Origin of the sequence: Nitrosopumilus ureiphilus, from assembly GCF_013407185.1 — an archaeon.
Taxonomy (GTDB): domain Archaea; phylum Thermoproteota; class Nitrososphaeria; order Nitrososphaerales; family Nitrosopumilaceae; genus Nitrosopumilus; species Nitrosopumilus ureiphilus.
On record NZ_CP026995.1, the window covers coordinates 1,036,974 to 1,060,523 of the forward strand.

Consider the following 23,550-nt stretch of genomic DNA (forward strand, 5'->3'; position numbering starts at 1 on the left):
CCCATAAAATTATGATATGGTTGTTTGAAGTTTCTAACAAGTGGTAAAGTAAAGGATCTTTATGATGTGGATGAAAATACCCTGCTCTTCAAGTTCTCAGATAGAGTTTCAGCATATGATGTAAAATTCAAACAAGATATTCCTAGAAAGGGAGAAGTACTGTGCAAATTTGCTGAATTTTGGTTTAATGAATTATCTGTGCCTAATCATTTTGTCAGACGAGAATCTGACACTGAAATTATTGTAAAAAAGATGAAGATGTTGCCAATAGAGTGTGTTGTGAGAGGCTATTTTTACGGTAGTCTAGTAAATCGATGGAAAAAAGGTGAGGTCATAGTTCCTGAAGGAACAGACACAACCTTGGCTGCAAAACTCCCAGAACCTCTTTTTGATCCTACTACAAAATCAGAACACGATATTCCAATCAACAAAGAAAAAACGTTGGAGATGAATTTAGTAACTGAGGAACAATACCGATGGTTAGAGAAAACATCTGTTGAAATTTACAAAAAAATGTCTACAATTGCAGATGGTGCTGGTTTTATTTTGGCTGATTTGAAATTAGAGTTTGGAATTCTAGATGGCAAAATTACGCTGGGTGATTCTATTGGCCCTGATGAGTATCGTTTATGGCCAAAGGACTCCTATACTGTTGGAGAAATACAAGAGGCATATGACAAACAACTATTGCGAGACTGGTTAACTGCAAATGGATATCAAAAACAATTTGATGATGAACGTGATGCAGGAAGAGATCCTGTTGCACCTGAGATTCCAAATGAAATTATTCAAAAAATGACTGAGCGCTACGTGATAGCATATGAAAAATTAACTGGAAATACTCTTTAACCCTTGATGAATTGAAATACTATGGGAACAATAGAAGATAAAAAAGAAATTGAAACATTGTTGAATATTGTAATTAATCAAATCCCATCTTACACCAACATGGTAAACTCTGAACATTGGGATATGAATCTGGATGATTGTATTTTTGGAATGGTTTATCACTCATTTGTTGCAAAAGCAACTAACTATCTAAATAACAAACTTACGGATACTGAACAAGAGACTAATGCAGAATCAACTTTTCAAATGATGAATTTGATATCTGAAGTCTTCAATGACCGATTGGCAGATATCAAACAAGAAATTGTTTCTGCATTAAATTCTTAATCTGCGCCTAGCATCTTTCTTTCAACTCGAATTGTGTTTTTGATGATTCACAAAATAATGTCTTGATGGCAATTTTCTGACATATCTTTTCTGATTTTTATTTTTTTGGTACTTTTTGAAAATTTTAAAACCATTACAAAAATTCTTTTACTGATGTTACAATAATTATAGTGGTATCATAATAATTACAGTGGTATCATAATACTATGTTGCATTATAGTATTTCTTGTAGTGGTAATGATAAAATTGATAGCAATCCAATATTAATTAAAGTAAACAAAAATTGATGCGATTAGACAAAAAAATATGATACGCGGATCTTTTAGATCGGATTTGAAGGTAATTCTGTATGTCTACATTGTTAGAAAAGCAAATCAAAGTTAATCGTATTGTTACGACAAGTATTGAACACGCACGTGCAATTGAAGACCCTGCACGGGCAAAAATTGTGGAAATTTTATACCGTCAAGCATTATCTGCAGACCAAATTTCAACTGCTCTAAAAAAGACTGGATACAAAAAAGCTTTGACTACAGTACGGCATCATCTGGAAATTCTAAAAGAATCCGGATTAGTTGAAATTGCACGAATTGAGGAATCACGAGGTGCTATTACAAAATATTATAGTACATCAACTAAATTGTTGGATTTTCAAACACCTGAAGATTTTGACTCTACATATTCCAAAGTCATTAACAACACATCTACAAAAATTGAAAAAATCCTCAAAGGATTGACACCAAAAACAAAATCAAAAGGGAAAAAATCTGAAGATTATTCACAGTATTTGGTAATGGAAATAATGAATAGAGCGATGACTAATGTACTTGAAAAATCTCACAACAAATAGACATTATGTGCAATTTGATTCTAATGAATCATTAAATGCGATCAAAGACACATTTGATTTTTCTGAACATTTTCATGAAAAAATCGATAAAAAACAAGACACATTGTTAATATTGCAAAATCAATCTCACAGATCTGGTGTAATGAAAAAATGATTGACGAAAAAGTTGTAAATCTATTTTCTGAAAAAAATCTTGTTTTCATTGCAACTGTAATGGAAGATGGTTCTCCTCAAGTATCTCCGGTTTGGGCAAATTATGAAAATGGTTATGTTTTAGTAAATACTGCAGAAGGAAGAATCAAACACAAAAATGTTTTACGTGATCCTCGCGTTGCAGTTTCTGTTGTATCCAAAGACAATCCACTTGACATGACTGCAATTCGTGGAACTGTTGAAGAATTAATTCCGGATTATGAATACAAACATGCAGACAAACTTACACAACAATACCTGGGACGAGAACATTATCCATTCAAACGCGATGATGAAAAAAGAGTCATCCTAAAAATCAAACCAAACAACGTTTTTGTTTTGCCAGAATTAAAGATGAATGAGTAGCAATTTCAATGTTTCTAAATTCGAATTTAGAAACATCATAAACTAAGTATGTAAAATAAGAAAAAAGATAGTATAGACAGCTTAACGTCGACGTTTAGCTGCCTTTCTCTTTGGAGCGGCTCTGCGTTTTGCTGCTGCCTTTCTCTTTGGAGCTGCTTTTTTAGCTGCAGTTCGTCTCTTAGGAGCGGCTCTGCGTTTTGCTGCTGCCTTTCTCTTTGGAGCTGCTTTTTTAGCTGCAGTTCGTCTCTTAGGTGCTGCCTTTCTCTTTGGAGCGGCTCTGCGTTTTGCTGCTGCCTTTCTCTTTGGTGCTGCTTTACCTGCACTTTTCCTTCGAGATGCTGTTGCCCTTCTCTTACGAGCTGCTGCTGCTTTTAGTGCTTCAGCTGCTTTTTTAGCTGCATTTCTCTTTCGAGTTCTTGCTGCTTTTTTAGCTGCTTCGGCTCTTTTGGCTTTGGATACTGCCATAACATTTTGCAAAAATCATGTGTGTTATATGGTAAAAGTCATACATTACTACACAAACTATAGAAAAATTTGACACAATTTTTGCTTTACGATCAACAATTTGTAATACAAACAACAGCTGTATCAACTGTTGACTGATCTTTTTGCGGTCTGATAATTATTTTGTATTGTTTTTCTTCATCAAATGGAATGTCAAACTGTGTTGTTCTTTCAATTGGTTTGTTTGGTTCTAGAGTTTCTAAAAATAAATCTTTTGATGAAAATTCTCCATAAACTGCTTCGTGTTTTTGTTCTTTATCATCAACAATGTAAAATTGTCCTCCTGAAATGATTGTTTTCTTATCGGTGATGTTTTTTGCAGTGATTCCTATTTTTACAAATGTGTTTTCTGGTACGACTTCTTTACTTCCCTCATGTGTTCCTTCAAAAGTAATAATGTATTCTACTGGACCAACAATGGTTGCTTTTCCTCCAACTGCCTCAATGTAGTTTGTTGTGTATTGTGTATACATGTAATTTGCAAAGATTATGGATGCTATTATGGCCCCAACCACAATTATTACTCCCATTCCAGCCATAAATTGACTGAAATTTTTTGGTATATAGTTGAAACGCATTTTTTTGGGTATATTTTGCACAAAAAATAGGGGGTTTAGCTTTTACGCACAACAATAAAACTTGAGGCATGATTAGATGGCAGAGCTTGGTGGATTAATGGTTGCATTTCATATTCAGGCACAAGTGTTACACCCCCCCTCAAAACGACTGTTTTTGAAAAAATCATCTTGTGACTAAATACACCATTTTTCAGGGGGGGTTTAACGCCTAGGCATAATTTCAATTAGTTAGTCATTTTACAAAATTTTGAAGCATTGGAGTGATCATATCTATAATTTGAAAAATAGCATGATGAGAATTATTCCAAACTTTTCAAATATGTTGTAGAATGATTCTACTATTGGTGATTTACTAATTTGTAAAATGAATCCTTTTACATATTGTCTGAAATGATTCTTATTTTATCACCCATACGTGCTTTTTTGAACACACCTTTATTCTAAAAAAAAGGGGGGGGATTTACCCCGACATTGAAACAAAAAACCCGAAAATTATTCTCTTTCTACTCTGATAGTAATTTTTCCTTTTTTGGCAGTATTGACAACTTTGAGTGCTCTACTCATTACTCCCATACCAAATCTTGACAGCTCAGCTGTAGATAGAGTTAATTCTCTTGGTTTTGATTTTGAAGTTTTGCTTTTCATATTTTGAAATATTGCTTTTTTGATATAAGGCACGCGTAGAACTGATAAATCGTCTATTTTTAGAATGTCTTTAACAAAAATCTCGATGTTTTTTCATGTTTTTCAGATACACTCTCTATTGCATCAAAAACTGTTTGTTGGTTGATATTTTCTTTGTCATCTAGAACAACATATACTCCAATCTTCTGTTTTCCATCCTCAGCAATGTTTTTGTTAATTACCTGAATTGAGTGACAAAAATTAGTGACTTTTTTTTCAAAGTTTTCTTTTTCTTGTTGATTAAATCCCAAATAACGTGCAATTTGGTTATTTTTCATAACAACTTTGGCTCCTATTACCAGAATACCTGGCTGACCTTTTGGCTCAAATATTTCTACAGGAATACCTGTCTGACCTGCATGCTTTACTAAAATTTGAAAAGTATTTTCTGTACTTTTAATTGCTTCAAAAGAAAGTCCTTCATGAATTAACCATCTTTCAACACTATCTCTCAGTCTAGACACACTCATGTAAAAACAATCAAACCTAGTTCTATATGATTCTAAATTCTATGGTTTATTACTCTGAATTTACTATGTTTCTAAATTCGAATTTAGAAATATTTGAAATCGCTCCTTGTAAAACAATATTGCTCATGCTCAGATATTAACATTAAACCCAGAATCTATGCCTGGAAATGATGAAGCTACCAAAATGTTGAATATGATTCCGATTACCATTAAAACAAGGCCTAGATACAAACAATTCTTTGCTTTACGCGGATCATCGTGACGTAAAATAAAGAACGCAATAATTCCTCCAATAATTCCTAAAAAAACAGGTAACAAAAACCAGGCATTACTCCTTGGTTTTTTTGTATATTCCATGCTTTTTTTAATTATTTTGTAGCTATTGATTTTTTCTGTAACTGTGTAATCTCTATTTCAACTGTCTCTAGTGGATCCTCAACTTGATTTCGTCTAATTGAAAACATTTTCGGTTTTTCAAAGTCATCAGTACAATCAGGACACGCATAAACTAAAACTCTGTGTTCATTTGGTGCTTTAGGGTTAGATAATCTTGGGTAATACACTAGCCTAGCGCCACAATCAACACAATATCTGTTGGCCCTTCTAGTTCTGACCAATGTAAGCCTCCTGCATTATTCTAGATATGCGATCATCTATTAGATCTATGTTGTCTAATAGTCTCAACTAATTACTATCAACCGATCAATATTTCGAAATTCGAATTTAGAAATATGATTCATTTAGAATGTTAGTTTCACTATATGTGAAAAATAATGTTTCAAAACTCGAGTTTAGAAATAATACGCGCCTCCCATCAGACTTGAACTGATGACCATCCGATTAACAGTCGGATGCTCTACCACGCTGAGCTAGGGAGGCACAAGTTTGTACCTTGGTAAAAGTGATTTAATCTTTCCGACTATACACTTTGGAGTGAAATACGTTAGAAAACTTAATTGAATTTGGCAAAAAATTCTTTGATTTCTTTTGCATGGCTTTCAACTAGTTCAATAATTTCTAGATGTTCATCAGGTGTTGGTTCTCTTTGATGTACAATTTGAAATGCACTAAGTGCTGAACCTACCATCTCTCCTACAAAAAACCCACACAAAAAATCCCCTATGTTTGCACAATCCCACGTTTCTCCAATTCTGGGAGATGCACCTGCTGATTTGTATAATTCAAGTGTCTGCTCAATCAAATCTGTTGTTTGTTTTAAAAATTCAGGATCAAGGGTCATTAGAAAAATTAGGATTTTATTTTTCTATGCCTTTCTTTTTCTCAAATGAATATATGCCATCAAGAAAAACTCTGTGGTCTTTGTTTTTTACTTTGGTTTTAAGTTCTATATTAGCTGCTGTTTGAGTAATGTCTGTCCATACTTCACCCGTTAAAATTACATCTTCTCCTTTTGGAATTACTTTTGTATTACCTACAATTTTTGTAACTCTTGGCGCTCTTTCTCCTTGGAAATTTTCAATTAGAATTTTTTTACCATCAACTTTTAATGTAATTGGAAAGTGTGCATATACAATTTTCATCTTAATTGTATATCCATCTACTAAACCTTCACAGATATTTCTGATAATGGATCTTGCAGTATGTAAAATGGCATAATCTTTCTTTCTACTCCCAATTGCATTTAGGATAACTTTGTTATCTGTAATCTCAATATTTACTGGAATGCTTCTGAAACTCTTGAAGGTTTTACCTAGTGGTCCTACAAATGATAACATGTGTTTGTTTAGTGTGAGTTTAACTCCCTCTGGAATGATTACCTCATCCTGAAATTTTTCCATTTGTTTAGTAGACATATCCTATCAAAAATCCTCCAATTCCTTTCTCTAATGCATCATGATGCGACATTACTCCTTGATTTGTTGTAACTAGCAACATTCCTCTATCATATGCAGGTAAGTATTGCTGTTCCCAATTATTATATTCGTCATTTTTTACCTTAAATCTTGGGGAAATTGCTCCACATTTTGTAATTTTGGCCAATAATCTGATTTTGAACTTACCTCCTCTTTTATCATCAATGTGTTCAAACTCTCCAATGTATCCGTCTTTTTGAAGTGTTTTTAGAACTTCAATTGCTAGTTTTGATGTTGGAAGAATAACACAATCGCCCTTCCTTCTTGTTTCATTGTTGTATAATGTGACAAATAGATTTGCTAAAATGTTAGTTGCTGGCATGTTATATCACTTATTTTTCCTAAACCCTAAAGATGTTGCGACTTCTCTGAAGCATCGTCTGCATAACATTAAATCATATTTTTGAATAACAGCTGTATAATCTCCGCATCTTTTACACCATCGTGAACCTCTTCCAAAGTCATGCTTTTTTCTTCCAGTGGTTTCGTATGATCTGTCTTTTGCCATTATGTTACTGTCACTCCAAATTCTCTTACTAGATAATCCTTTGCTTCTTGACTGCTAATGATGTGTTTTTTTCCAACACTTGCTTTATGTTTACTTCTATTTCTAATTCCGTATCCTGGTCTTGTAAGTGTAATAGAAATTCCTAAACCTAAAATTCCTATTTGTGGATCATATTTTACTCCTGGAATGTCTATGTGCTCTTTAATTCCAAATGAATAATTTCCAAAATTATCAAATGATTTTCCGTTAACTACATTTCCTTTTGCTTCTAGCAATCTTTTTAGTAATTCTTTTGCATCATTACCGCGAATTGTCACTGCTGCACCTATTGGTTCTCCTTTTCTAACTCCCCAATCTCTTTGAGTTTCTTTTGCAGCTCTTGATGATGATCTTTTTCCTGATATTTGATCCAGTGCTTTTTTTGCAATATTGATTACATCTCCTGATTTTCCAACTCCCATATTGAGAACTACTTTCTCAAGGGAGATTTTTTTCATTATTGATTCTGTTGTTTGAGACATATGATCACTTTATTTGAATAACTGGCTCTCCTTTACCAATTGACATTATGATGTCTGCTGGAATCTCGATTTTTCTGTCGTCAAGTGATAAGATGACTCTTTTTGGAAGAATGAATGTTCCTTCTTCTATCGTTTCAATCTTTCCTATTCGACCTGTATTGTTTCCACGTGTTACTAATCCTTGACTGCCTTCTTCTAATTTTATTATTTCAAGAATTTTCACTTCTGGAATCTGAATTAAACAAGTATCTCCAACATTTACTTTGCTATCTAAAATAATTGAACGTCCATCATGGAATCCTATCTGTGTTTGTCCATTGTTGATTGTAGTTTTGCTAGTAACTCTTACTAGTTTTTTTGATTTTTCTGATTCGTTAATCTTTATTGGTTGTAGTAATTTTTCTTCAGTTGGAACTAGACGATAAATGTCAGAAACATTTTCCAATTCAACTACATCCATCAATCCAATTGCATGATGAAGTGATTTTCTTACAACTCCGTCAACTTTTACTTTTCCAGAATAAATTGAAGTTTTTGCTTCTCTAAGACTTGTTACTATCTTTAACATGTCTCTTAGAAATACTGCCGTTGGAACAGCATGACTTTTTTTATGTGGGCCTGGTTTTACAGTAATTACAAATCTTTTATTTTTTCTATTAATTCCCCAAAATTGTGGGGCCATTTGACGTTTGAGTTTTTTACTACCTGCTATGCTTACCATTAATTCTCATCTTCCTTTTTTTCAATTTTTTCTGTCACTTTTGTTTCTTTAGGCTCTTCTTTTACAGGTGTTTCTTTAGGCTGTTTACTGGGATTCTTGCCCTCAAGTTTTGAAATTCTCCACTTGTCATCAGTACTAAGTGAAGTTACTAAAAGATTAGATGTATGAATGTAGACATCGAATTTATCCCCTTTTGTCTTTTCTTTTTTTACTCCTTCAATTGCAACACTGCTTTTTTGAGTAGATACTTTGGATATTTTTCCTTCAACTCCTTTGAATTCTCCTCTAAGTATAGTTACACTATCACCTTCAATTGCGCGGACACTTCTTTTTCCATATTTTTTGCGAAGATCTTTTGATAGCGCACTTCCAAGTTGCTTACTTCTAGTTTGGAATGTTGCACGATAAATCATATTGTTGCGCATTTTTGTTGGTTTCATTTTCTTATACCACCATTGATGCCAAGTTAGCTACTCTTGGCCATTTCTCTGAAGCTTCTGCTGCTACTGGTCCTTTGATGTCTGTTCCTTTTGTTTCTCCTTCAGGAGTAATCAGCACGGCTGCGTTATCTTCAAAACAAACTCTTACACCGTTTAATCTACGAACTGCATATTTTTGTCTAACAATCACTGCACCATAGACTTGTTTTCTTAATTCTGCGGGTCCTTTCTTTACTACTACGTTACAAAAATCTCCTACTGCTGCAGCAGGTAGTCTTGATACTCTTGTCTTGTGTCTTGGAACATTGATAATTTCTAAAATTTTAGCACCAGAGTTATCTGCACATACAATATTTGCACCTACAGGAATTGAACGAGTAACATATGGGCGGAACTCTTCTACTCCTTTACCTGCCTGTTTTGCCATTATGCTTTAACCTCTACTACAACATATGATACTGATTTTGAGATGGGTCTGCATTCTGCAGTCAAAACATGATTTCCTGTTTCAACATCAATACATTCTGGAACATGTGCATGAATAGTACTTGTTCCTCTTGCATATCTCTTAAATTTACTAAAGTAAATTGGTGCATCTTTTTGTAATGTGATTGTCTGTTTTGCTTTACTTCCAGTTACTTTACCATCAAAGAGTTTTCCCCTAATCGATAAATTTCCGTGGAATGGACAATGCTTGTCAGTGCATTGTTCTTTTGGTTCTTTTATTTTTAATCCTATATTGCGTGTCATACTTTTACTCCTAATCTGTCAAATGGTCTTTTTGCAATTTTGGATCCTTCAACAATCACATCATTGTTCTCAATTGAGAATTTCCAACTGTTTGTAGATTTTGCAATTAATTTAGATCCATTTTCTGTATTTATTGTAAACATCGATTTTGTTTCATTTATGATTCTTCCATTTAATCCTATAACTTGAGGATTGGTAGATTTGACTATCTCTGTGTTCAATCCTATGAATTCATGTGATGTGATGTTGTCTGCTGTAATCATTTCTGTTTCTTCATCTCGTTTATTCTAGTTAGCATTCTTGCGATGTCATGACGTAGTGGTTTTAGTTTACCGCTTTCTTTTCTTAGTGTACCTTTAGAAGCGTCGACTCTGAGTTTTGCAAGTTCACTGCGTGCCTCTTGAATCTTACTTTTAAGATCTTTTTCATTTAGTTGATTAATTGTTTTCATGCTTATTCTGGTCATTTTAATCTGTCCTCTTCTTCTTCTAATGTTTCAAGTTCTTTCATTCTTTCTTCTTCAAGTGCAATTTGTTCTGATTCTGTTCTTGCTTTTGTTTCTGCTGCAGTCTCATCTCTCATCTTTCCTGTTCCTTCATCTTTGATTTGTTTTGTTTTCATAGCTTTTTCAGTTTTCATTTCAAATTCTGGAATGAGTTTAGCTTTATTGGCAATTCTTATTCTAATTCCAATTAGTCCCATCGCTGTTTTCACATGTGCAATGTCTTCTGCAACAATGACTTCTGCATGGTGGCCTGCTCTGGGCAATATTCCTGCTGTGTGTTTTTCAAATGCAGAACGATCGCCTCTGAGTTTGCCTGAGATAGTAATTTGGACTCCCATTGCGCCATTTTCCATAATTTGTTTTAATGTCCACATTGTTGCTCTTCTAAAAGCAGTTCCTCTTTCTAGATGGGCTGCCATTCTATTACACATTACACTTGGAGCTAATTCTGGTTTTTCAATTTCCACTACTGAAATTTGTGGATTTTTTAATCCAAAGTCTGATGCAAGTTTGTCTGTAAGTGCTCTGATTCCAGAACCTTTTCTTCCAATAACGATGCCTGGTCTAGTAACATGTAGTGCAACTCTTGTTCCTACGGGGGTCTTTGAAATTTCTGCATGTGAAAATCCTGCATCTTTAATTGCTTCTCTAAGATAATCTTTGAGAAGCATCATGTTGTAGTTATCTTTGATTACATTTTTGACTGCTGACATATCTAAATCTCCTGTGCCACCAATTCTACATGAGTTAATACATTGTTTTTGGGAGTTGCTCTTCCCATAGCTCTTGGGATGAATCTTTTTACAATAACTCCTTTGTGAACAGTGGCATTTACTATTCTTAATCTATCTAAATCCATTCCTTTGTATTCTGCATTTGATTCTAAATTATCTAAAACTTTGATGAATTCTTTTGCTGTTTTTTGTGGATAACGTCCTGCCATCATTCCAGGATCTGCTTTATGTCCAACTTGATTTTTATATCTTCTAAATGCGACAGCTCTTTTTTTGCTAATTACTGCAAGAAGATAGTCTCTTGCTTTTTCAATTGACAATCCTTTGATAGAAACAGCTACTTCACGTGCATGTTTGTGTGAGATATCTTTTTCTCTTAATGATGAACGCACATGTTTTGTTGCATCATATTTTTGGAAAGCATAATTGAATCTACCCATAATGATCACTTTAGTGGCACGTAGAGACTGGATCTTGATGCACCCACACCTGGGGCACCGTGTGAAACTCTCTTATTTGTTATTACATATTCTCCTAAATAATGTCCAATCATTTCTGATGTAATACTTACTGGACGAAATTCTTTTCCTGAAAATACATTTACTGTAACGCCTACCATGTATGGCAAAACAATCAAATCTCTAACGTGAGTTTTGATAGGATTTTTTACTTTACCTGCTTTTGCAGCTTTAATTTCTTCAATCAATTTTCTCTTTCCATCAGTAATTCCTCTTGTGAGGGATCTTCTTTGTCTAGAGTTGAATAGCAAGAATAATTTTTCTAAGGACAAACTGTCAAGCTCCTCTTTTGGAATACCTCTGTATAGAAATTCTTTAACCATTCTTCTTCTCCTCTGTTAATGTACTTCGAGTTTTATGGTCCATATTATAGCATTCCTATCTTTGTTGCCAAATCTCTGGCTTTTGCAGTATTTTCAAATTGAACAAATGCTTTTTTACCATAAATTGTTCTTGCAGTGTTTACGTTAGTGACATTTTCTTTGTAAAGTGCTTTTACAGCTTCGGCAATTTCGGGTTTACTTGCTGATCGTTCTACGATAAAGCAAATTTTACTTTCATTTTCTACCATTGCAAATGTTTTTTCTGTAATGTATGGTTTGAGAATAATTTTGTTTGCTTGATCTACATTCATTGTGTTTTCACCATAACCTCGAGATGAGTTGATTTGATTTTTCCAATTTCCTCAATTGCGGATTTGGAATATACAGTTAATCTAATTGGATCTGAACCTGGTGCTAAATCTAATACACTCAAATCTTTAACACTTTTTGCTTCTACTCCAGGTAATGCTCCTATTGCTTTTTTAATCTTTGAATCATCTTTGATAACAAACAAAACACTCTTTCCAATTTTTTTACTTCTTCCTCTGAGTCTTGATTGACCGGAACGTGGTTTTCTTGCTTTTAATCTTTCAACGTCCTGTGTTAGTTTTAGCGCATCCAGTACTTTGGTGATTTCATTTGTTTTTGAAATTGATTCAATGTCATCTGATACGATAATTGGGAATGATTCAATGCCTTCTATTTTGTGACCTCGTAGCTCTACAAGTTCTTTTGACGCTGTTGCTGCAATTGCAGAACATAGTGCCAATTTGTTTTCCTTTTTGTTTAATTTTTTGTAAATTACTTTACCTACAATTGGTGGGTGTGCTTGCCTTCCGCCTCTAGTAGATGCAACTTCTGCACCTTGACCTTGTCTTCCGCCACCACCGCCAGTACTTCTTGCAACACGTGAAACACCTTGACCTGTTGGAGGATCATTGGAATCTGCAACTACATCTTGACCTGCAGATGGATGTCTTCCTTGTGGTTGGAATTTATGAGAAGTTAAATTAGTGAAAGCTTTGTGGATCAATTCTCGTCTAAATGGAGTTGAAAACACTAGTGGCAGTTCTACTTCTTTATCTTTTGTTCCAGTTGTAGTATATGCTGTTGTTTTCATTAGATTACTACCTCCAAAATGTTTGGTTTGTTGATTTTAGTTGGAACGTTTCTGATTTGACTTCTTAGTTTGATTAATCTTCTATATGTTCCCGGAACTGATCCTTTTAGGATGATGAAATCTCCTTTTACCAATCCAAAGTGTTTGTATCCTCCATCTGGATTGATTTTAATTTGTTCATCATCTGTGTTTCCCATAATCATAATTCGTTTATCATATTCTATTCTTTGATGGAATCCCATTTGTCCTGCTCTTGGTACTGTATACATGACACTTTGTGGAGAAATTGGACCGAGTGAACCCACTTCTCTAACTGTTTTTCTTGATTTATGTTGTTTCTTTTTTACTCCCCATCTTTGAATTACACCTTGCCATCCTTTGCCTTTAGTAATTGCAGCAACATCTACACTTGCACCTGTTTCAAAAATTTGATCAATCTTAATTTCTTTTCCAAGTAGTTCTTTAACATGAGCAAATTGTTTTTGTATGTCTCCTCCACTAACCGAAGCTTCAAAAATGTAAGGTTTTTTCTGTTCCAATCCTGCTGCACGAGGCGAAACTGCAACTATTGCAAAAATTTCTTTTATTCTTCGAAGGGATTTCTCTGCATTCTCTAATGCACCCTCTTTGTTTTTTACTGTAATTTCTTTTGATATGTATTTTGGAATATCATCTGCATATACATCAAATTCTGCATGCATTCCATCATGATCTTTTGAATACCCTCTAATTCCTAAAATCAATACTGGAGGGGTAACTAGGACTGTTCCAAGACTTACGAGTTGTTTTCCTGCATTTGGAACTTTTTCTCTATCGTCAATACTTACTATCTGAACACACCCTGCCTTGAAACCACAATGAGCTAAAATCTTTGGCTCTTCTGAATTTAATTTTGGCCATGCTCTAATGCGTGCCTCCATACTTTTTGCACGTACTCTTGGTGAATATGCAAGACTTCCTCTACGTGGCTGATGGTTTTTTCTAGCGCCCATGGATAAAACGCGTCTCGATTTCCCTCTATTAAACCATGTGAGACATCGTTAACCATGAAAAAAATAGTGGTTAACCATATGAGCCTAAATTGTTATGGCTTTAACAAATCTGATGCCATGTTCCAAATTGTTATTCCGCCAATAATAATTCCTGCAATTCCTAGCGCAATAGCAAATAAAAGAAAATTTTTTCTTTCTGGCATATTATGATGTACTTTGCGCATTAATTATTGCCAATGTCCCAAGTAATGCTTCCTCCAACCGTACCGTTTCAGTAGCTTGATTGGGAAAAAAGTTCAATGATTTTGCATTTTGAACATTTTTCATTTTGCCTCCCAGGATTTCATGAATACCTTTTTCTGGAGATCCAAAAACTATGAGTGTAGGCTGATCTGATTTGACATATTTGGAAATTTGTTCTTTTGTTGCTGTTTTACCTTTTCTGGATGTAATGATTATGCTTCCTTTCCATTCTGCCAATACTGAAAATAAATTTGCTCTCTCTTTTACAGAGTATCCCCAATAGGACTGAACCTCACTTTTGTCTATCTCTTTTACAGATAATTTTGGATAACCTTCTTTGAATTGCACTGTGACTCTTTTACCAATCGATGTCTTACCAAAAAATGGAATTAATTGATTTATCCCTACGTCTACAAATCGTTTACCTTTCACACTGATTACAATCCCTTCTCGTACATCTCCAGGATTGATCTTTTTAGCATTCACTGGAGTAATGTGGCTTGGAATTTTAAGTGGTTGTAGAACACCTGCAAATTTTAGATCATTCATTTTTGGAAACAATCGTCTTCTCAAAAATTGCGGCGTCTCTAAATATTTTAAAATCATTACCATTAGACTTCCGTCTGTCCTGTTGTTACCTTCTTGGTAAACATATATTGTATCAATTTTAAAAATTGCACAAGCTCTTGCTAGAACTGAAATTTTTCTTGTTTTGTCTATCTTAAGTGATTCATCAGATAATGCCGATTCTGGAATGGCAACAGATAATTTCAATGTAATTTAATCTCCCAGGCCCACTTTATGTGATTATTTCTGGTCGTGTGGGTATTTCTCTTTAGCAGTTTTTGCATAATTTGCAATCTGCTCATCTGAAACTAATTCGTACAAACCAGTTTCTGTTTTAATATGTGCCATTCTGATGTGACTTGTGCCTTCCTTATCTTCACTTGATAGATAAATTCCAGCAGCAGATAATATGGCAGCATCATCTAATGATAGATCATCTTTGTATGTTTTTTCTAAAAAGTCTGTAACTTGATCTGAACCTGAACCAATTGCAATTGCATCATATGATATGTACGTTCCACTTGGATCTGTTAGATACAACTGTGGTGTATCATTTACTACTCCGCCAAGAATCAATGCGACACCATACGGTCTCACTCCTGCATATTGTGTATATTGCTGACATTGATCCGCCAAGTGTTTTGCAATTGTTTCAACTTCTACTGGTTCATCGTAAATCATTTTGTTACTTTGAGAAAAGAATCGTGCATTGTCTACCTGACTTCTTGCATCTGGAATATATCCTGCTGCTGCGACTCCTACATGATCATCAATTTGGAAAATCTTTTGAGCGGTATTTGAGATTTGTAATTTTCTCGGTTTTTCTTCAACTGCAATGATAATTCCATCTTTGCATTTTACACCAACAGCTATTGTTCCTCTTCGTACTGTTTCTATTGCGTACTCTACTTGATATAATCTACCATCCGGGGAAAACACTGTGATTGCTCTATCGTAACCTTGTTGTGCAGGAAGCATTTGATTCCAATGCTTTGAATGTACAATTTAAACCGTACTCTCTTTGAGAACCATTTCTCCATTTTAAACAGGCTCGATAAAATGCTGATCGTATGTTTTATTTTTGAAAAAAATTGATTTTTACATATAATCCTGTTTATCAAAATAAAATATCCTGTCTTTTATTACTATTATTGTCATATTACAGATCTAGAAAATGAACCCAATGTTTGGTTTTATTATTGGCGATTTGATGATGGCAGTAATTATGGTTATTACGTTTTCTATAATTGGTTCATTTACTTCTATATCTTCTAAAAAATCTTTGGTCAAAGAAGTAAATTCTGCATTAAATATGGATGAGCCAAAAATGTGTACAAAATTTGATAATCCACAAGAATGTATTGGTAATTTTACATATGTGAAAAGAAATCCTCAGGCATGTTTGCCATATATGGAAGATGAAGAAAATCAATATGAGTGTCTAAATAAATTATTTCAAAAATTTCAAGATAGAGTTTGTAATTATATGAGTGCTGATTTTTATGATAAATGTATTATTGAAACACAAAAACGGAACTAATGAGTTTTTAATTGGAAAACATTATTTGTTAAAGTTTAATTTGAGTTTTTAATCTTCATAGATTATGAAATTTGAAATTCAATTCTCAGGTCATGAAAATATTAGATCAAATCATCAAAAAACAATTGAGATTACAAAAGACTCTCATTTAACACTACAAGGTGACTGTATTGTTGGTATTAATGCAACTTCCAGTTGTTCTGATTTACCTTTAGAACTAAAAGAGAAATTAAAAAATCCTGACTCAAAAATTAAATTTTCTATTCGTGTTGGTGATTATGAATTTCTTTTAGAGGGACAAGGCCATCCTGAATTGATTCTTTCTCATACCGAAGACATTGTAATTAGAAAAAGTGACTTTATTTGTCCAAGAACTTTGGCAATTAAATGTGATAAATCATCTGATCTACTACCTAGAGACATGGTGGCATTGTTACAAGATCCTAAAACGAAAGGAATCTTCGCTATTAGTGTTGATTAAAACTGTCACAATTTTATATGCATTAGTTTAATTTTGAATATGGGTCTTAAAACTAAAATTTTCATTTTGATTCCATTAGTGGTCTTTGCTGCCATCATTTTCGGGTTTGGTATGTACAATACATTGTGTAAAAATGCCAATATTCCTCTGAATTGCTAATTTGATGTCCAAAGAATTCTAATAATTCTCTATTTTAGTTAATTCTGATTTAGCAAGATTCTCTTAAAGCATTAGAAAGTAGAGCATACATGGTTAAAACCACCATTGAATTATCCATTTCTGATAAACCATCTGATGCAGAATTAAAAAAACTTAAAGAATATTTCAAAGAAATGCCTGTGACTGAAATTCTTACAGGTTTAAAATTTGCAAAAAACAGGTGGTCTGCAAAAGATGCTGGAACTCTTAAGGTTGGCAGAAAAAGCATTATTCAAAAAGAGGTACACTCTGTTACTGCAGAACAAGCTCAATGGAGATTAAAAAATTGGAAGATGATGATTGCAAATTATCGTCGACGCGGGTATAGTTACCCCACAATTTCTAGAATAAAGAAAATACTTGTTCAGAAAAGTAAAAAGAAATCAAAATAAAAAAATGAAATTAAATCACTTTGAAAAGTGACATCATTCCTGCTGAAATATGGTCATTGACGTGACAGTGGAACATCCATGTTCCTACATTGTCCGGAATAAAATCAACTGTCTTTAGGCTAGCTGGCATTAATTCCATCACATCGACTCTCATACCATTCCACAAGACAGTGTTTCCATGCCAATGCGGTGTATGCAAATCTACTTCTGTTCCCATACCTATTAGATACCAACGCACATGTTCGCCTTTTTGAACAGTTTGTCCTGGCAAATTACCATAAACATATCCGTTAATACCATGCATTAGATTGCTTTCGGCAAAATCATCATCTTCTATTAATTTCTCATTATCACAAGTTTCATCTGTAAATTTTTCTAGATTCTCACACAAATAGTGACTAGAATTTTCATCAGAAACTGTAAACAGACTTACCATTTCTCTGTCAACATCCATTGGCCTGCCAGTAGAATCGGCCATTCCTTTTGATGTTATAACGATTGGACCAACAAGTCCTGAATTTGTATCCATTGGAGAATCAACATGTGAATGATACATCCAGACGATTGAACTTGGGTCATTTGGTCCTGGTCCTGCACGTTGTGGTACAGACCAATTATAGGTATGAATTTGTCCTGGAGCAACTATTCCATCAGATCTGTTATTGACAGAAGTTCCATCATTATATTCAGAACCCTCGGAATCTTTGTCATAAAAGACACCATGTGGATGAACAGAATAATTTAGTTCATCAGAATTATTTTTGAATACAACTTTGATTGCATCGCAAACTTCTGCATGAATGATTGGTCCTAGTGTTCCAAGATGTTGCCATTCAGATGTTCGAGGTTTAAGTTTTGAAAATGTTTCATCCGTGTATTCACGGTATAATGCCTTGATGTATTTACTGCCAATTCTATCTGGAGTATTTTCAACAAACACATTTTCATCTTCATTAAACTCATGTGCTTTCATCTGATTAAGTCCTAAAGGGGCATAGTCCCATTCTACTTCGTCTGCTGCAATGTAAAAAGTACGAGTAGTTCCTTCATTACTTTTACATTCACCAGTTTGGGAAGTGGTGTCAATTTGATATTCTTTTTGGGAAGAATGACTAATTGCAGGTTCAGAACATAGTCTATCCCCACAAACTTTGTTAGAACCAATTTGAGGTAATCCTACTCCTTGACCTTTAGCAGCTTCGCTTTCTTGAATCAAACCTACAGATAAGGATCCAAGAAGTGTTACTGACAATGCAATCAGCATAAGAGATGTTCTTGATTTAGTCATTGGATTAATTAAAAAAATATTTTGTTTTAAGTCATTGGCATGTTCTTTAAAGTTATTCTACTTTCTTAGAATGATTTCCTAACTGTTTAATTATATTAATTTCAAAAAATACTAGATGAATATGTCTGACTTTCTCTCAACTATCTGTTTTTTAAGACTCTCTGGAACGTCTGGAATAGACGATTTTGTCTGGCCCGCAATGACATTGTGGGCTTCTTCAAGAATTGCTAATGTGTCTGCATTTGTTTCAGCACCAACATTCATGGTCTCTCCCATGTTTACTGATGAACCTGACATGACATCGCCTAGTATTTGTGACAAATCTTGCATTGAAGCATTTGCTTCTGGCATTATTCCACTAAGTGATGGACTAAGACCTTTAATGATTGACATACATGGACTAAGAGTTACTACCACGTCTCCTAATTCTGAAACAGTATCTAATCTAAGCTTGACTTGTTCCATTGAAAGTTTGGCCCCGCTTACCATGTTTTTCATTTTTCTTACTTGAGATAATTCCCCCGCATATGCCTGGGCATAACTGGGTTTGTTGTTTCTTTGTGCATTTACAATCTTTTCAAAGATAACATCGTGTTTTTTCTGTAATTTTTCATTAATTGATTCTAATTTTGAGATCTGAAATTGTAATTTTTTCTGTGCAAAGTCGATTTTGTTCTTTAATGGTTCATCTGGCCTTACCCTTCCCATTACTTTTTGAGAAATACTCTCTCCTTCTACTTTATTCCAAGAATTGCTGAACAAACCTTAATTTCCTCAATATGATTGAAAATATTTGTTTTAAAGAGATTTGTCGCCCCAGCTAGTGTAACTGAAGTGACAACAGGCTTTGGTTACACTATCCGAATGTGAATGTAAATATTTGAAAGCCTTTACCTTCTACCTTGATTTCTATAGTGTGGGAAGCACTAGTTTCACTGTTAATAATATTGTATAATCCTGCTTCTGAAACTGTCAAAATATTTTTAGATGTGATGTCTTTTCCTGCATATTCTGATGGAAGTGGTTCTCCATCTAGAAATATTTCTAATTCTGCATTATTTTCTGTTACAATGTTTACTTCTTTTGCATTGTACGATAGTTTGATAGAACCTTTTTCAGATACTAATTCCATACTGTCATCATAATTTTTCCAATTGCCTATTAGGTAAAACTTATGCAAATCAATTTTATTGGGTTCTGAATATGTTACAATTTTCCCTGGTTGAAATCCCTCATCACTGCCTAGTTGATTTCTATTCTGAGCAAATTGGTGACCAAAATACAATTCAGGCGTTCTAAACATTGTATGTTCAAACTCTTCTATTTCAACAAGTGATGCATCTGATGACATCTGAATTCCAAGCGATGATGCTCTTTCTTCTAAAAGTTGTTGGATAATTTTTTCAGTTTCTTGATATCCGCCTTCACCGATGTGATCATATCTGATATATCCTTCATGATCTGCAATGTATTTTCTTGGCCAGTATCTGTTCTCAAACGCTTTCCATGTTTTCATGTCATTGTCCATTACAACAGGATACTCTATTCCATGTTTGTCAATTGCCATTTTAACATTTTCTGGATTTTTTTCAAATTCAAATTCAGGCGAATGTATTCCCACAACTAACAATCCCTGATCTCCATATTTGTCATCCCATGCAGTAATGTATGGAAGTGTTCTGATACAATTAATGCAACTATATGTCCAGATATCATAAAGGACTACTTTGTCTTTGATTTGTTTTTTCAATTCTTCAGGTGTTGTATTAAGATAATATGCTATTCCTACTAAATCTGGTGCAATTTTAAACCCTGATTTGTCAATTTTAGTATTCGAATTTACATCCTGAATGATTACTGTTTCAGATTTCTCATCTAGAGTTGAGAGCGTAATGCTTGTAATTCCTATGCCTACTGCAATCACAATTCCTAAGATTAATGCAATTTTAATTTCTGATTTCATTTATTCACCCTAAAAATATTAATTCGTTGAGAAGTGGAAAATTTGCAATATATGCTAATTGATTTGTAAATACTAAAACTCCTAAAACTACAATAAATCCTCCTAAAATGATGTTATAATATTTTAGATGTTTACTCATAGAGCGAATAACTCTGTTTGCTCTAGAATAAAACACTCCTATCAAAATAAATGGGATTCCCAATCCTAGTGAGTAAACCAATAGTAAATTAAATGCAACAGAAGGTGTTGTTGCAGCTAGCGTGAGTATTGTTCCAAGTATTGGTCCTACACATGGTGTCCACCCTACTGCAAATGCCAGTCCAAAAACAAATGACATTGGATAACTTGCTTTATTTCTTTTAGGAAAGAATCTCTTTTCCATATTTAGTTTGTTGATCTTTGTGGACAGAAGTAAGAAAATTCCAAAACCTATGATGATTATCCCTCCCACTTGATTTAATGTATCTACAAATTCTCCAGCTGCAGTTCCAAGTACGCTATTAATTATTACTCCTAATATAGAAAATACTACTGAAAATCCTAAAACAAAAAATATTGAATTTAATACAATGTTTGTTCTGTTTATCGACAGTGTCTTGGAATTTCCTTTTTGATTTAATTCAGTAAGTGTAGTTCCTGAAATATATGCAAGAAATGCTGGAATCATTGGTAAAATACATGGTGCTACAAATGATCCTAATCCTGCCAGCGCAGCTACTGCAAGAGTGATCTCGGCCACGCATTAAATTTACAATTTTTCCTTTAAAGCATTCTTCCATATCTATTCCAAAAACCTACAATCCGTTTTTATCTGGGATTGTGTATCTTTTAGCATGAATAAGCGATTCATCATAGTAGGCATTGCCTTGGGTATAGTTATCGCCCTTGCAGTAATTATTGGATCCCCCGCACTTGGTGGATTTGATTCTATGCGCTAGTTATCTGAATTTCCTATAAGATTTCTCAAAAATTACAAGTGATCTCTCAATATCTCTATCTGATAACCATGCTGTGACTGAAATTCTTAATCTTGCTTGATTTTTTGGAACGGTGGGATATCTGATTGGCTGTGCAAATATTCCATTATCCATTAAAAATTCTCCAAACTTCATTGCATTTTTTTCATTTCCTATGACTATTGGAATAATATGTGTTGTAGAATTAATTTCAAATCCAATCTCTTTTAATCCTTTGATTAATCGGTTAGTATTTTTTTCTAATTTTTTCTTTTGTTTTTCTCTATTTGATTTGAATCTTCTTATAGAATATTCAATTAAAATTGACGGAAGTGCTGATGTATAGATAAACGATTTTGATTTATTAATGCATAAATCGATTACATTGTTTTTTGATGCAACATATCCTCCAAAAGATCCTAGACCTTTACTTAGACTACTAATATACAAATCAATTTTTTTTTCGACATTAAAATAATTTGGTGTTCCTTTTCCATCTTTACCAACTACAAAATCACCATGTGCGTCATCTACTACTGTAATTGCATTTTGTTTTTCAGATAACTCTGTAATTTCTTTTAATGGTGAAAAATCCCCGTCCATACTGAATATCCCTTCAGTAATCACAAATTTGTTTTTCCCTTTTAATTTTAATTTCTTTTCTAAATCTTGAATGTTGTTGTGTTTATACACAATTATTTTTGCATCTGATAATTTACATGATTCAATTATGCTTGCATGGTTTAACTCATCGCTTAGAATCACATCTCCCTTTTTTGCAATTGTAGTAATTGCCCCCAAATTTGCCATGTATCCTGTAGGATAAACAAGACTTTTTTGTTGTGATTTATGTTTTGCCAGAATTTCTTCTAATTTGTTATATGATTCATCATTGCCAGATACAAGTCTGGAGCTAGATTGAAGTTGGTTAGTTTGAATTTCTTCTGTAAGAATTCCCAAATAGTCATTTGAGCATAGATTTAGTAATTTTTTATTGTTGATAGTAATGTGAGCACCTTTGGATTTTCCATATTGCAATTTTCTATAGAGATTTTGTTTCTTTAAACTCTCTAATTCAGAATCAATAAAGTCTAGTTTATGATTGGAGACCAATTCTCTCAATTAATTCACGGTCTTTTTTAGCCTCGTTTCCACCCATAGTCAAATACCCCTCAGTAATTATTCCGTTTGCACCACTTTGTAATAGTTCTTCTCCGGAATCATCTAGTTTTGATTCCCGACCTCCGGAAATTTTGATTACTGATTCAGGTAGTAAAAATCGTATGACTGAAAAAATTCTTACTATTTCTGAATTTGGAAGATCTGTTTGTAATTCAAGTGGTGTTCCTGGCATTGGAACTAAAATGTTAATTGTTACTTCTTCTGGATATAATCTTCCTAATTCAAGTGCTAATTCTAATCTTTGCTCTCTTGTTTCTCCTAACCCAATTATTCCGCCAGTACACAATTCTAACCCTGCTTCTCTTGCAATACTTAATGTCTTTAATCTATCTTCGTAAGTATGTGTTGTACAAATTTCTGGAAATTTAGATTTTGCAGTTTCTAGATTATGATTATATCTTTTAACTTTAATCTCTTTTAATTTTCTTGCTTGTTCTGGAGTCAAAAAACCTAAACTACACTCAACGCTAATTCCTACTTTGTCATTAATCTCAGTAATGATTTTACAAACTTTTTCAAAATCTTTTGATGATGGTTCTCTCCACGCAGCAACAAGACAATATGATTCTGCACCATCGTCTTTTGCTTTTTGTGCTTTGCTTACCACATCTTCTGGTGATGGTAATTGATATGTCTCTATTCCGGTATCAAAAAATGCTGATTGTCCACAAAATGTACAATCTTCACTACATGCATTTTTTTTAATGTTGTTTAATTGCTCCACATCGACTTTTCTTCCATTATATTCATGGGTAATTTCATTTGCACATGATGTTAATTCTTTTAAATTCTTTTCTGGAATGTTCAATAATTTTTTTGCATCATCTGAAGAAACACCAATTCCAGAAAATACTTTTTCTTGACACTCTTTGATAAATTCCAGAGTATTCATAATGAGAATAATAAATACTCTA

38 protein-coding genes and 1 tRNA gene are annotated in these 23,550 nt (G+C 33.6%); 7 read left to right on the forward strand and 32 right to left on the reverse strand.

Going from position 1 to position 23,550, the window contains the following annotated elements:
• The first annotated feature begins 24 nt into the window (after nucleotides 1-24).
• The 4 genes from purC to C5F50_RS06165 all read left to right on the forward strand — a co-directional run bounded on the left by purC (nucleotide 25) and on the right by C5F50_RS06165 (nucleotide 2,584).
• Nucleotides 25-849 (forward strand): phosphoribosylaminoimidazolesuccinocarboxamide synthase, encoded by an 825-nt coding sequence (gene purC / locus C5F50_RS06150; protein WP_179372779.1) that lies wholly within the window; start codon nucleotides 25-27, stop codon nucleotides 847-849.
• Between the two features lie 21 nt (nucleotides 850-870).
• On the forward strand, nucleotides 871-1,176 hold the full coding sequence (locus C5F50_RS06155; protein WP_179372780.1) for a hypothetical protein: 306 nt from the start codon (nucleotides 871-873) through the stop codon (nucleotides 1,174-1,176).
• A 349-nt stretch (nucleotides 1,177-1,525) separates the two neighbouring features.
• Nucleotides 1,526-2,026 (forward strand): winged helix-turn-helix domain-containing protein, encoded by a 501-nt coding sequence (locus tag C5F50_RS06160; protein ID WP_179372781.1) that lies wholly within the window; start codon nucleotides 1,526-1,528, stop codon nucleotides 2,024-2,026.
• A 153-nt stretch (nucleotides 2,027-2,179) separates the two neighbouring features.
• Nucleotides 2,180-2,584, forward strand: coding sequence for a PPOX class F420-dependent oxidoreductase (locus tag C5F50_RS06165; protein ID WP_179372934.1), 405 nt, complete (start codon nucleotides 2,180-2,182; stop codon nucleotides 2,582-2,584).
• Between the two features lie 81 nt (nucleotides 2,585-2,665).
• Here C5F50_RS06165 and C5F50_RS06170 read toward each other — a convergent pair whose 3' ends face one another.
• The 26 genes from C5F50_RS06170 to C5F50_RS06295 all read right to left on the reverse strand — a co-directional run bounded on the left by C5F50_RS06170 (nucleotide 2,666) and on the right by C5F50_RS06295 (nucleotide 15,614).
• On the reverse strand, nucleotides 2,666-3,049 hold the full coding sequence (locus tag C5F50_RS06170; RefSeq protein ID WP_179372782.1) for a hypothetical protein: 384 nt from the start codon (nucleotides 3,047-3,049) through the stop codon (nucleotides 2,666-2,668).
• 92 nt (nucleotides 3,050-3,141) lie between these two features.
• On the reverse strand, nucleotides 3,142-3,627 hold the full coding sequence (locus C5F50_RS06175; RefSeq protein ID WP_179372783.1) for a DUF4352 domain-containing protein: 486 nt from the start codon (nucleotides 3,625-3,627) through the stop codon (nucleotides 3,142-3,144).
• 531 nt (nucleotides 3,628-4,158) lie between these two features.
• Nucleotides 4,159-4,311: a hypothetical protein gene (locus C5F50_RS06180; protein ID WP_179372784.1), complete on the reverse strand. Its 153-nt coding sequence runs from the start codon at nucleotides 4,309-4,311 to the stop codon at nucleotides 4,159-4,161.
• A gap of 59 nt (nucleotides 4,312-4,370) precedes the next feature.
• Nucleotides 4,371-4,820, reverse strand: a complete 450-nt coding sequence (locus C5F50_RS06185; RefSeq protein ID WP_179372785.1) for a DUF2299 family protein — start codon at nucleotides 4,818-4,820, stop codon at nucleotides 4,371-4,373.
• 129 nt (nucleotides 4,821-4,949) lie between these two features.
• Nucleotides 4,950-5,177 (reverse strand): hypothetical protein, encoded by a 228-nt coding sequence (locus tag C5F50_RS06190; RefSeq protein ID WP_179372786.1) that lies wholly within the window; start codon nucleotides 5,175-5,177, stop codon nucleotides 4,950-4,952.
• A gap of 11 nt (nucleotides 5,178-5,188) precedes the next feature.
• Nucleotides 5,189-5,437 carry a hypothetical protein gene (locus C5F50_RS06195; RefSeq protein WP_179372787.1) on the reverse strand — a complete coding sequence of 83 codons (249 nt, stop codon included), beginning with the start codon at nucleotides 5,435-5,437 and terminating at the stop codon, nucleotides 5,189-5,191.
• A 188-nt stretch (nucleotides 5,438-5,625) separates the two neighbouring features.
• Nucleotides 5,626-5,699 (reverse strand) — tRNA-Asn (locus C5F50_RS06200).
• Nucleotides 5,700-5,772: 73 nt separating this feature from the next.
• Nucleotides 5,773-6,060 carry a hypothetical protein gene (locus C5F50_RS06205; protein WP_179372788.1) on the reverse strand — a complete coding sequence of 96 codons (288 nt, stop codon included), beginning with the start codon at nucleotides 6,058-6,060 and terminating at the stop codon, nucleotides 5,773-5,775.
• Between the two features lie 16 nt (nucleotides 6,061-6,076).
• Nucleotides 6,077-6,634 carry a 50S ribosomal protein L6 gene (locus C5F50_RS06210; RefSeq protein ID WP_179372789.1) on the reverse strand — a complete coding sequence of 186 codons (558 nt, stop codon included), beginning with the start codon at nucleotides 6,632-6,634 and terminating at the stop codon, nucleotides 6,077-6,079.
• Complete coding sequence (locus C5F50_RS06215; protein ID WP_179372790.1) at nucleotides 6,624-7,016, reverse strand: 30S ribosomal protein S8; 393 nt, start codon at nucleotides 7,014-7,016, stop codon at nucleotides 6,624-6,626. The genes C5F50_RS06210 and C5F50_RS06215 overlap by 11 nt, the downstream gene beginning before the upstream one ends.
• Nucleotides 7,017-7,022: 6 nt before the next feature.
• Entirely contained in the window at nucleotides 7,023-7,202 is a 180-nt protein-coding gene (locus C5F50_RS06220) for a 30S ribosomal protein S14 (RefSeq protein ID WP_109875916.1), read from the reverse strand.
• Nucleotides 7,202-7,723 carry a 50S ribosomal protein L5 gene (locus tag C5F50_RS06225; RefSeq protein ID WP_179372791.1) on the reverse strand — a complete coding sequence of 174 codons (522 nt, stop codon included), beginning with the start codon at nucleotides 7,721-7,723 and terminating at the stop codon, nucleotides 7,202-7,204. The genes C5F50_RS06220 and C5F50_RS06225 overlap by 1 nt, the downstream gene beginning before the upstream one ends.
• Before the next feature lie 4 nt (nucleotides 7,724-7,727).
• Entirely contained in the window at nucleotides 7,728-8,444 is a 717-nt protein-coding gene (locus tag C5F50_RS06230) for a 30S ribosomal protein S4e (protein ID WP_179372792.1), read from the reverse strand.
• Complete coding sequence (gene rplX, locus C5F50_RS06235) at nucleotides 8,444-8,884, reverse strand: 50S ribosomal protein L24 (RefSeq protein ID WP_179372793.1); 441 nt, start codon at nucleotides 8,882-8,884, stop codon at nucleotides 8,444-8,446. The genes C5F50_RS06230 and rplX overlap by 1 nt, the downstream gene beginning before the upstream one ends.
• 4 nt (nucleotides 8,885-8,888) lie before the next feature.
• Nucleotides 8,889-9,311 (reverse strand): 50S ribosomal protein L14, encoded by a 423-nt coding sequence (locus C5F50_RS06240; protein ID WP_109875912.1) that lies wholly within the window; start codon nucleotides 9,309-9,311, stop codon nucleotides 8,889-8,891.
• Nucleotides 9,311-9,634, reverse strand: coding sequence for a 30S ribosomal protein S17 (locus C5F50_RS06245; RefSeq protein ID WP_179372794.1), 324 nt, complete (start codon nucleotides 9,632-9,634; stop codon nucleotides 9,311-9,313). Before C5F50_RS06245 ends, C5F50_RS06240 begins: the two co-directional genes overlap by 1 nt.
• Nucleotides 9,631-9,897 carry a ribonuclease P protein component 1 gene (locus C5F50_RS06250; protein WP_179372795.1) on the reverse strand — a complete coding sequence of 89 codons (267 nt, stop codon included), beginning with the start codon at nucleotides 9,895-9,897 and terminating at the stop codon, nucleotides 9,631-9,633. Before C5F50_RS06250 ends, C5F50_RS06245 begins: the two co-directional genes overlap by 4 nt.
• A complete protein-coding gene (gene rpmC, locus C5F50_RS06255) occupies nucleotides 9,894-10,100 on the reverse strand; it encodes a 50S ribosomal protein L29 (protein WP_179372796.1) in 207 nt (68 codons plus the stop codon). Before rpmC ends, C5F50_RS06250 begins: the two co-directional genes overlap by 4 nt.
• Nucleotides 10,097-10,852, reverse strand: a complete 756-nt coding sequence (locus C5F50_RS06260; RefSeq protein ID WP_179372797.1) for a 30S ribosomal protein S3 — start codon at nucleotides 10,850-10,852, stop codon at nucleotides 10,097-10,099. The genes rpmC and C5F50_RS06260 overlap by 4 nt, the downstream gene beginning before the upstream one ends.
• A 2-nt stretch (nucleotides 10,853-10,854) precedes the next feature.
• On the reverse strand, nucleotides 10,855-11,313 hold the full coding sequence (locus C5F50_RS06265; RefSeq protein WP_179372798.1) for a 50S ribosomal protein L22: 459 nt from the start codon (nucleotides 11,311-11,313) through the stop codon (nucleotides 10,855-10,857).
• A gap of 5 nt (nucleotides 11,314-11,318) precedes the next feature.
• Entirely contained in the window at nucleotides 11,319-11,714 is a 396-nt protein-coding gene (locus tag C5F50_RS06270; protein WP_179372799.1) for a 30S ribosomal protein S19, read from the reverse strand.
• Nucleotides 11,715-11,758: 44 nt separating this feature from the next.
• Nucleotides 11,759-12,025: a 50S ribosomal protein L23 gene (locus tag C5F50_RS06275; RefSeq protein WP_179372800.1), complete on the reverse strand. Its 267-nt coding sequence runs from the start codon at nucleotides 12,023-12,025 to the stop codon at nucleotides 11,759-11,761.
• A complete protein-coding gene (rplD, locus tag C5F50_RS06280) occupies nucleotides 12,022-12,834 on the reverse strand; it encodes a 50S ribosomal protein L4 (protein ID WP_179372801.1) in 813 nt (270 codons plus the stop codon). The genes C5F50_RS06275 and rplD overlap by 4 nt, the downstream gene beginning before the upstream one ends.
• Complete coding sequence (locus C5F50_RS06285) at nucleotides 12,834-13,826, reverse strand: 50S ribosomal protein L3 (RefSeq protein WP_179372802.1); 993 nt, start codon at nucleotides 13,824-13,826, stop codon at nucleotides 12,834-12,836. Before C5F50_RS06285 ends, rplD begins: the two co-directional genes overlap by 1 nt.
• Before the next feature lie 204 nt (nucleotides 13,827-14,030).
• Nucleotides 14,031-14,843, reverse strand: a complete 813-nt coding sequence (locus C5F50_RS06290) for a putative RNA uridine N3 methyltransferase (RefSeq protein WP_179372803.1) — start codon at nucleotides 14,841-14,843, stop codon at nucleotides 14,031-14,033.
• Nucleotides 14,844-14,876: 33 nt separating this feature from the next.
• On the reverse strand, nucleotides 14,877-15,614 hold the full coding sequence (locus C5F50_RS06295; RefSeq protein WP_179372804.1) for an archaeal proteasome endopeptidase complex subunit alpha: 738 nt from the start codon (nucleotides 15,612-15,614) through the stop codon (nucleotides 14,877-14,879).
• A gap of 196 nt (nucleotides 15,615-15,810) precedes the next feature.
• Here C5F50_RS06295 and C5F50_RS06300 point away from each other — a divergent pair, with 196 nt between their 5' ends.
• The 3 genes from C5F50_RS06300 (at nucleotide 15,811) to C5F50_RS06310 (ending at nucleotide 17,247) form a co-directional block, all read left to right on the forward strand.
• Nucleotides 15,811-16,176 carry a hypothetical protein gene (locus C5F50_RS06300; RefSeq protein WP_179372805.1) on the forward strand — a complete coding sequence of 122 codons (366 nt, stop codon included), beginning with the start codon at nucleotides 15,811-15,813 and terminating at the stop codon, nucleotides 16,174-16,176.
• 64 nt (nucleotides 16,177-16,240) lie between these two features.
• The gene (locus C5F50_RS06305; protein ID WP_179372806.1) at nucleotides 16,241-16,657 is read left to right on the forward strand and encodes a DUF371 domain-containing protein; all 417 of its coding nucleotides are present in this window, start codon (nucleotides 16,241-16,243) and stop codon (nucleotides 16,655-16,657) included.
• A 248-nt stretch (nucleotides 16,658-16,905) separates the two neighbouring features.
• On the forward strand, nucleotides 16,906-17,247 hold the full coding sequence (locus C5F50_RS06310; RefSeq protein ID WP_179372807.1) for a hypothetical protein: 342 nt from the start codon (nucleotides 16,906-16,908) through the stop codon (nucleotides 17,245-17,247).
• 10 nt (nucleotides 17,248-17,257) lie between these two features.
• On the opposite strand, the gene C5F50_RS06315 is transcribed toward C5F50_RS06310, so the two are convergent.
• The 6 genes from C5F50_RS06315 to bioB form a co-directional block, all read right to left on the reverse strand.
• Complete coding sequence (locus C5F50_RS06315; protein WP_218843338.1) at nucleotides 17,258-18,535, reverse strand: multicopper oxidase domain-containing protein; 1,278 nt, start codon at nucleotides 18,533-18,535, stop codon at nucleotides 17,258-17,260.
• A gap of 111 nt (nucleotides 18,536-18,646) precedes the next feature.
• Nucleotides 18,647-19,297, reverse strand: coding sequence for a Snf7 family protein (locus C5F50_RS06320; RefSeq protein ID WP_179372808.1), 651 nt, complete (start codon nucleotides 19,295-19,297; stop codon nucleotides 18,647-18,649).
• 94 nt (nucleotides 19,298-19,391) lie between these two features.
• Nucleotides 19,392-20,498, reverse strand: coding sequence for a redoxin family protein (locus tag C5F50_RS06325; RefSeq protein WP_179372809.1), 1,107 nt, complete (start codon nucleotides 20,496-20,498; stop codon nucleotides 19,392-19,394).
• Between the two features lie 4 nt (nucleotides 20,499-20,502).
• A complete protein-coding gene (locus tag C5F50_RS06330) occupies nucleotides 20,503-21,237 on the reverse strand; it encodes a cytochrome c biogenesis CcdA family protein (RefSeq protein ID WP_179372810.1) in 735 nt (244 codons plus the stop codon).
• A gap of 199 nt (nucleotides 21,238-21,436) precedes the next feature.
• A complete protein-coding gene (locus C5F50_RS06335) occupies nucleotides 21,437-22,567 on the reverse strand; it encodes an aminotransferase class I/II-fold pyridoxal phosphate-dependent enzyme (RefSeq protein WP_425340050.1) in 1,131 nt (376 codons plus the stop codon).
• On the reverse strand, nucleotides 22,551-23,528 hold the full coding sequence (gene bioB, locus C5F50_RS06340; protein ID WP_179372812.1) for a biotin synthase BioB: 978 nt from the start codon (nucleotides 23,526-23,528) through the stop codon (nucleotides 22,551-22,553). The genes C5F50_RS06335 and bioB overlap by 17 nt, the downstream gene beginning before the upstream one ends.
• Nucleotides 23,529-23,550: the final 22 nt, after the last annotated feature.

What these genes read in the sequence shown, in the direction of transcription:
- C5F50_RS06155 (WP_179372780.1), top strand. Translation starts at nt 871, where the DNA reads ATGGGAACAATAGAAGATAAAAAAGAAATTGAAACATTGTTGAATATT.
- C5F50_RS06160 (WP_179372781.1), top strand. Translation starts at nt 1,526, where the DNA reads ATGTCTACATTGTTAGAAAAGCAAATCAAAGTTAATCGTATTGTTACG.
- C5F50_RS06170 (WP_179372782.1), bottom strand. Translation starts at nt 3,049, where the DNA reads ATGGCAGTATCCAAAGCCAAAAGAGCCGAAGCAGCTAAAAAAGCAGCA.
- C5F50_RS06175 (WP_179372783.1), bottom strand. Translation starts at nt 3,627, where the DNA reads ATGGCTGGAATGGGAGTAATAATTGTGGTTGGGGCCATAATAGCATCC.
- C5F50_RS06180 (WP_179372784.1), bottom strand. Translation starts at nt 4,311, where the DNA reads ATGAAAAGCAAAACTTCAAAATCAAAACCAAGAGAATTAACTCTATCT.
- C5F50_RS06185 (WP_179372785.1), bottom strand. Translation starts at nt 4,820, where the DNA reads ATGAGTGTGTCTAGACTGAGAGATAGTGTTGAAAGATGGTTAATTCAT.
- C5F50_RS06190 (WP_179372786.1), bottom strand. Translation starts at nt 5,177, where the DNA reads ATGGAATATACAAAAAAACCAAGGAGTAATGCCTGGTTTTTGTTACCT.
- C5F50_RS06205 (WP_179372788.1), bottom strand. Translation starts at nt 6,060, where the DNA reads ATGACCCTTGATCCTGAATTTTTAAAACAAACAACAGATTTGATTGAG.
- C5F50_RS06210 (WP_179372789.1), bottom strand. Translation starts at nt 6,634, where the DNA reads ATGTCTACTAAACAAATGGAAAAATTTCAGGATGAGGTAATCATTCCA.
- C5F50_RS06215 (WP_179372790.1), bottom strand. Translation starts at nt 7,016, where the DNA reads ATGCCAGCAACTAACATTTTAGCAAATCTATTTGTCACATTATACAAC.
- C5F50_RS06220 (WP_109875916.1), bottom strand. Translation starts at nt 7,202, where the DNA reads ATGGCAAAAGACAGATCATACGAAACCACTGGAAGAAAAAAGCATGAC.
- C5F50_RS06225 (WP_179372791.1), bottom strand. Translation starts at nt 7,723, where the DNA reads ATGTCTCAAACAACAGAATCAATAATGAAAAAAATCTCCCTTGAGAAA.
- C5F50_RS06230 (WP_179372792.1), bottom strand. Translation starts at nt 8,444, where the DNA reads ATGGTAAGCATAGCAGGTAGTAAAAAACTCAAACGTCAAATGGCCCCA.
- rplX (WP_179372793.1), bottom strand. Translation starts at nt 8,884, where the DNA reads ATGAAACCAACAAAAATGCGCAACAATATGATTTATCGTGCAACATTC.
- C5F50_RS06240 (WP_109875912.1), bottom strand. Translation starts at nt 9,311, where the DNA reads ATGGCAAAACAGGCAGGTAAAGGAGTAGAAGAGTTCCGCCCATATGTT.
- C5F50_RS06245 (WP_179372794.1), bottom strand. Translation starts at nt 9,634, where the DNA reads ATGACACGCAATATAGGATTAAAAATAAAAGAACCAAAAGAACAATGC.
- C5F50_RS06250 (WP_179372795.1), bottom strand. Translation starts at nt 9,897, where the DNA reads ATGATTACAGCAGACAACATCACATCACATGAATTCATAGGATTGAAC.
- rpmC (WP_179372796.1), bottom strand. Translation starts at nt 10,100, where the DNA reads ATGACCAGAATAAGCATGAAAACAATTAATCAACTAAATGAAAAAGAT.
- C5F50_RS06260 (WP_179372797.1), bottom strand. Translation starts at nt 10,852, where the DNA reads ATGTCAGCAGTCAAAAATGTAATCAAAGATAACTACAACATGATGCTT.
- C5F50_RS06265 (WP_179372798.1), bottom strand. Translation starts at nt 11,313, where the DNA reads ATGGGTAGATTCAATTATGCTTTCCAAAAATATGATGCAACAAAACAT.
- C5F50_RS06270 (WP_179372799.1), bottom strand. Translation starts at nt 11,714, where the DNA reads ATGGTTAAAGAATTTCTATACAGAGGTATTCCAAAAGAGGAGCTTGAC.
- C5F50_RS06275 (WP_179372800.1), bottom strand. Translation starts at nt 12,025, where the DNA reads ATGAATGTAGATCAAGCAAACAAAATTATTCTCAAACCATACATTACA.
- rplD (WP_179372801.1), bottom strand. Translation starts at nt 12,834, where the DNA reads ATGAAAACAACAGCATATACTACAACTGGAACAAAAGATAAAGAAGTA.
- C5F50_RS06285 (WP_179372802.1), bottom strand. Translation starts at nt 13,826, where the DNA reads ATGGGCGCTAGAAAAAACCATCAGCCACGTAGAGGAAGTCTTGCATAT.
- C5F50_RS06295 (WP_179372804.1), bottom strand. Translation starts at nt 15,614, where the DNA reads ATGCTTCCTGCACAACAAGGTTACGATAGAGCAATCACAGTGTTTTCC.
- C5F50_RS06300 (WP_179372805.1), top strand. Translation starts at nt 15,811, where the DNA reads ATGAACCCAATGTTTGGTTTTATTATTGGCGATTTGATGATGGCAGTA.
- C5F50_RS06305 (WP_179372806.1), top strand. Translation starts at nt 16,241, where the DNA reads ATGAAATTTGAAATTCAATTCTCAGGTCATGAAAATATTAGATCAAAT.
- C5F50_RS06310 (WP_179372807.1), top strand. Translation starts at nt 16,906, where the DNA reads ATGGTTAAAACCACCATTGAATTATCCATTTCTGATAAACCATCTGAT.
- C5F50_RS06315 (WP_218843338.1), bottom strand. Translation starts at nt 18,535, where the DNA reads ATGACTAAATCAAGAACATCTCTTATGCTGATTGCATTGTCAGTAACA.
- C5F50_RS06325 (WP_179372809.1), bottom strand. Translation starts at nt 20,498, where the DNA reads ATGAAATCAGAAATTAAAATTGCATTAATCTTAGGAATTGTGATTGCA.
- bioB (WP_179372812.1), bottom strand. Translation starts at nt 23,528, where the DNA reads ATGAATACTCTGGAATTTATCAAAGAGTGTCAAGAAAAAGTATTTTCT.